Origin of the sequence: uncultured Polaribacter sp. (assembly GCF_947495205.1) — a bacterium.
Lineage (GTDB): Bacteria > Bacteroidota > Bacteroidia > Flavobacteriales > Flavobacteriaceae > Polaribacter.
On sequence record NZ_CANLXV010000022.1, the window covers coordinates 1 to 5,717 of the forward strand.

Here is a 5,717-nt window from a genome sequence, read left to right on the forward strand (position 1 = left end):
CAGGGTTCTTTTTGTGTTTTCATAAGTGACTACAATTAAGTGTTTAATTTTTAGTCAACCTATTTCAGGAAAGTACACATTTCTAATTATTGCCAACGGTCTTGTGTATGAAACGTAGCGTGTAAAAAGACAAGTACTTTTCGGATTAGCACAAAGCCGAATTTTTATATTTTGTTTTTAACTTATCAATCATAAAAGCCAAATTTAAAAATTTGGCGGTCTTTGCAAATAAGCAAAAACCTTTGGGTTTAGCACTCACCTGCTATGTTTTATACACCTTGTTGCCAACCGTAATTCAACTTTAATTTGATGTAAGGCGGTTTTATTCATTTTTTTGAAATTCCTTTATTTTATTCTAGACGTCGTTATTTTCTGTGTTCTATTCAAGTGGTTACTTTATTAGTAAATGCTTATAGGTATAGATATTTGATCTACTAAATATATCCTTTGCAGGTCATTTTAATCAAGATCAAAAAGTCCAGATTTAGAAAGTTGTCGAGCAATAATATGCAGTTGATTACTTTCACGATCAGTATTGGCAGTTCCATAAAATGCAATGACTAGATCTTTAGATGGAGAAATGTAAAGACCTTGACCTCCATGCGCACCCTTATAAAAATCGCCATCCTCATATACTTCACCCCATTGATAACAGCTGTATTTCTTTTCTTCCAAATCCCTTGATTTATCTAAGTCTTTATTAACATCTCGAATTTTAAACAAGTGAGCATCAGAAATGATTGGATTAGCACTCTTTCTACCACTAGGCGTAAATGAAAGACCAAATCTAGCAAGATCTCGAAGTGTTGTTGACATACCATCAAGATATGAAAGAGAGGTTCCGTTTTTATTGATTGCTAAAAGGGCGCTATGTTCAGCGCCTATTTTGTCCCATATTTCCTGTTCTACAAAATCACGAAAGGTAAGACCACTTGCTTTTTCGACTAGTAATGTTAACACTAAAGCATCAGCATTCGAAAATTGGTATTCTGTTCCTGAAGGCTTAACAGATTTTGCAGTGGTTAGATCTTTAATTGGGTTATAACTTGGTTTATATATTTTCATTGAACTCGGATCAATTCCAGAGCTATTATTAAGAATATCTATTACTGGTACACCTTCCCAACCTGAGTTTTTGAAGGCATCAAAGTAATAATCAATGGGTTTACTAGTATCGATTAAACCTTTATCTTCTAAAATTGCAATTGAAGAACTAACAAAGACTTGCGTTATTAGCATATTAATATGCAAATCTGTTGGAAACATTCTCGGATAGCCTTCAAAAACAATTTTGCCTTTATGAATTATAATTAAGCCATTAACTTCTACTTGCTGCACATAGTCGTTTAACGATAATCCACCTCCTTTTTTTAAATCCGTTGTGGTTATAAAATTTTTTACATCATCTCTTGGCGTTTCTTCAAGAACTCTTGGTGTGTCTGATTTGAGTATACGTGAATGATTTCCTATTTCTGAGAAGTTTAAATAAAAATACCGCTCTGTATCTCCATATACAGTCCAATTCCCACCTTCATAAATATGTTTGTGGAATGCGTAAATCTCTTCTTTAGTAAATCCAGAATAATTATACGTTTCATATTTTGGACTTGTATTGCTTAAGATGTCACTGTCTTTTTTTTCTTCTTTTTGACAAGATTGAAAAAAAACTATCACTAAGAGGACAGAGATACTTTTTCTCATATTTATAGATTTTTAATTGAATTATTTATTTTTTGGTCTTATGGTTGGCAACGTGGATGTATAAACTTTGTTGCGTTGATTAAGCGTAAAGTTAATATATATTTACCAAATTAAAAGTGTGCGAGGATTTTCCAAAATAAGCTAATAATAGCAATAAAATTTATACGGTGTTGCCACACGTAATTATTCAGCCGTTTCTTTCAAGCTTTCCAAAAACTTTTTATTCTTTTCTTTACTTTTTTTGATGAAAGATTTTATTTTTTCTTCAATTTCAGAAGTTAAGTTTTGTTTTTCAACTAAAAGTGTAATTCCATTCGGTTCTTTTATATGTCCCATAATTTAAACTTTATAATATTGTTTTATTAGTTTTAAAGCTTCTTTAGGTTCAATTATCATTTGATTCGAGTTTCCAACTCTTTTTGCTCCTAAAAAATTTTCATAGTGAGAAACTAAATTAGATTTTGCATTAAAAGCAACATATCCAAAATCTCCTTTGTCCCAAGATTGTTTGCAAGCAAAAGCAAATAAATTTCCTGCAACTCCATAATAAACTTTATTTCTCCCAATATTGAAGTCAGCATTCTCAATTAATTCCACAAATACAAATCCTTCTTTGTATTTTAGACTAATTAAGCCTTGAATTACCTTATAATTTTCTTCAATTATTAATTTATAAACTGTTCCACTATTTTCGAATTCAAGTTTCCAATCAAAATTCCAATTCCTATCTAATAATTTCAAATCAGTTTCTTCAATTTTAAGCACTTGAGTGTCAAAACTGTCTCCAGTAATTCTATTCTCAATTGAATTCGTTAATTTATCGATTTCAATACTTATAAATTGCTTTTTTTTCATAAAATAAAGATACGAAATTTTTCGATTATATTAGTTTTTTAGAGATTCGTGGTTTATGTGTGGCAACGTTAAATATATGGCAAGTTGGGCAGAAAACAGGCGATTATTTTCGGTTTATCCACAAGCCAAATCTTTTTATTTTGTTTTAATTTTTCTCTTTTAATACCAAATCAAAAGATTTGGCGACTTTGCAAATAGACAACAACTTTTGGATTAAGCACTAATCGCCCAATTTGCTATATATAGTGTTATGCTCTTTTATATTTTTCTTAATTCAACTCTTCGATTTTGTGCTTTACCTTCTTCCGTTTCATTATCTCCAATAGGCTTAGTTTGACCAAATCCTTCACTTTTTAATCTAGATTCTTGAATTCCTTCATCCACAAGTGACAAAAGAACAGCTTTAGCTCTATTTTTAGAGAGTTTCATATTAGAGGTTTCATCACCTACGTTATCAGTATGCCCTTCAATACTGATTTTTAAGCTTGGGTTTGCGTTTAACATTTTGGTAATTTCACTGATTATTTCATAAGAGTCTGCTTTGATTCTTGATTTTCCAGTATCGAAATTTATATGTAAGGAAATAAAACCTTTTGAATTAATCTCATTTATAATGTCTTCTGCGGTTATTTTTTCTATAGTTTGTTGAAAGTCTTTATTTTCTACGACACCAATTGTTCTTGAATTTGAAGAAACTTGAAAACCTATTTTTTTATCTGATGTTTTAAGTACATAAAGACTAACAGGGTGATTTACTACATCGCCTGCGTAAAATTCGTGCATATGTTTGTATATGGCATTTGGGTCAGCTCCCCATTTTTGAGTTAATTCGCTAGGTATTTGTCCATCAAAAATCAATTCTGCACCAATACTCTTTAAATATTCTGATACACTTTTGTCAAAGAAGTATTGTTGCCATTCTTTGTCTCCATCCATTTTAATACTCATCCTGTTTACCTTGCCATCAACAACAAAAAATGAATTTCCGTTAAATAACTCAAGTTTGTCAAATTCAAAGGATTCAGATTCATTTTCATCTATTATCATTCCTTTTGGAGGCGTGATATACGGATAAGCTCCTATATCGGCTTTTGACTCAAGTATATTGTCCCAAGAAAATTCTTGTACTGTCTTATTGGATACATCTTTGACCTCGACATTTTTATTTGAAACAGGAATTTCTTTATCAATAACTTCTTCAGATTGATTTTTATTTGTTTTTTTATTGTTATTACAAGAAATCAAAGTTGTGATTATGAATAAGCTGTTGATTAAATAGATTTTTTTCATTATAATTTATTTGATAGTTTTTTGTTTTTAGTAATTGAGCATAACGTTGATGTGTATGATTTCGTTGCGTGTTTAAGCCCTAAAGTTAGCAAATAAAAACCGAATAGAAAATCCGCGAGGATTTTCGTAAGTAGGCTAAAACTAGCAATGAATTATACACGGTGTTGTACGCAGTATTTTATGTCATTTGAAACGACATTTTAATATCGTCAAAGTTCTTTTTCTCTAAATCAGTTTTTGATAGTCCGAAATAATAAGTTCCACTTCCACCATATTTAGATAAATCAGTATTTGAGTCATCACAATCTAATTGTAAGAGTAATTCATAAGTTTTTGACAACTCTAATATATCATTCCAACGTTTTTTATGTTCCGAACTTTCGGCTAAATAAAGTCCTAATTCTTTTGAAGCGAATTCATAAACTACACTTGATTGGATTGACCTGTCGTGTCCAAGAATTTGATGCATTTTATTTGAATCTTCATAAAGTTCTTCTATTAGATATTCATCCGTAGGTTGATAAAAATAAAAGTAAAAATCCTCATATTTTTTCTCAAACTCGAATAGTTTGTAATTCTCGTCGTCTGGTATTGTGTAAAATTGAAAATATTCGATTTCGGCTGTTTTAAATGTCTGATTTTCTTCAAGGTCATTTGGGAATTCCGTTCGGATGATATTTTCAGTTTCGCTGAATATAAATTTAAACGGTTGGTTTACTCCATTAAATTCATTCCATTCTTGGTCAAGACCCAAAAAGATGTAGAAAAATCCTTTTTTCGGCAAGACGTTTTCTTTGTCAAATTTTGCTAATTCAGACAAATTATATTGAGCACAAAATAACATTGATTTATCATCTGATTTTGGCCATTCAAAGTCTTTTGGTAAATCAGGTTTTCCACCGATTTTAGAGTTTCCAACTTTTACGTTTTTATCATCACTCGATTTAGTCCGAATGCCAACAGTTGGTCTAATCATTTTGATTAGTTTTTCCTTGTCAGATTTTTCAATTTCGATTTCTTCCGAATTCCGAATGAATGACTTGATTTTATCTAAATTATTCTTTTTAAAACTAAACATTTATTTCAGCGTAATGTTTTTGGGATATTGCGTACAACGTTGTTGTATAAAGTTTTGTTGCGTTAATTAGGCATAAAGATAATAAATATTTACGAAATTAAAAGTGTGCGAGAATTTTCCAAAATAAGCAATTAATAGCAATAAAATTTATACGGTGTTGTGGTGTCGTTTTTTTATTCAACTAATATTTCAATATCATTTTCATTCCACCATTTTTCAGCTTCTTCCCAATTTTTCAAAACTTCTTTTGCTCTTTTTTCAAATATATTCCCCAAAATTTTCTGTTTGTCAAAGTCATACCAATAATCTTTTCCATTTTTTATACTTCCAACTCTCAAACGTTTTCCCATATATTGCACTCGGCATTCTGATGATTTGATTACTTTTCCAAGTGATGTTTTCATTCCATTCAACGGACAATTGGAAATTTCAACTATAAATTCAGGAGAATATAAACTAAACTGAAAAGTTAATAGATTCAATTTTTCATTTTTCTCACGTCTAAAATGAGGAAAAGAACCTTTAAATTTTTCATTCCGCAAAAAAGGAATAATTATTTCCTTAATCGCTTTATTCATTCTAATTCGTTTCTCTTTGTGAGTCATTTTTTATTCAATTCTTTGTTCTAATTTCATTTATTTTAAATCAAATTTCACTTTCTAAACTTTCCTTTTATCTTATTTTCTCATTTTTTGGATTCGAGTGAGAAATGCACCACAACGTTGTTGTATAAAGTTTTGTTGCGTTGATTAAGCGTAAAGATAATAAATATTTACCAAATTAAAAGTGTGCG

The 5,717-nt window shown here is 30.1% G+C and carries 6 protein-coding genes; all 6 read right to left on the bottom strand.

Annotated features, from left to right (window positions below; all coding sequences use genetic code 11):
* Window positions 1-459 precede the first annotated feature (459 nt).
* On the bottom strand, window positions 460-1,701 hold the full coding sequence (locus Q0762_RS13740) for a serine hydrolase domain-containing protein (protein WP_298767681.1): 1,242 nt from the start codon (window positions 1,699-1,701) through the stop codon (window positions 460-462).
* Between the two features lie 183 nt (window positions 1,702-1,884).
* Window positions 1,885-2,037, bottom strand: coding sequence for a hypothetical protein (locus Q0762_RS13745; protein WP_298767683.1), 153 nt, complete (start codon window positions 2,035-2,037; stop codon window positions 1,885-1,887).
* 3 nt (window positions 2,038-2,040) lie between these two features.
* The gene (locus tag Q0762_RS13750) at window positions 2,041-2,556 is read right to left on the bottom strand and encodes a hypothetical protein (protein ID WP_298767685.1); all 516 of its coding nucleotides are present in this window, start codon (window positions 2,554-2,556) and stop codon (window positions 2,041-2,043) included.
* A gap of 258 nt (window positions 2,557-2,814) precedes the next feature.
* Window positions 2,815-3,846, bottom strand: coding sequence for an OmpA family protein (locus Q0762_RS13755; RefSeq protein ID WP_298767687.1), 1,032 nt, complete (start codon window positions 3,844-3,846; stop codon window positions 2,815-2,817).
* A gap of 178 nt (window positions 3,847-4,024) precedes the next feature.
* Entirely contained in the window at window positions 4,025-4,822 is a 798-nt protein-coding gene (locus Q0762_RS13760) for a DUF1963 domain-containing protein (RefSeq protein ID WP_298767689.1), read from the bottom strand.
* A gap of 275 nt (window positions 4,823-5,097) precedes the next feature.
* Window positions 5,098-5,502 (bottom strand): DUF4304 domain-containing protein, encoded by a 405-nt coding sequence (locus Q0762_RS13765; RefSeq protein ID WP_298767691.1) that lies wholly within the window; start codon window positions 5,500-5,502, stop codon window positions 5,098-5,100.
* Window positions 5,503-5,717 lie beyond the last annotated feature (215 nt).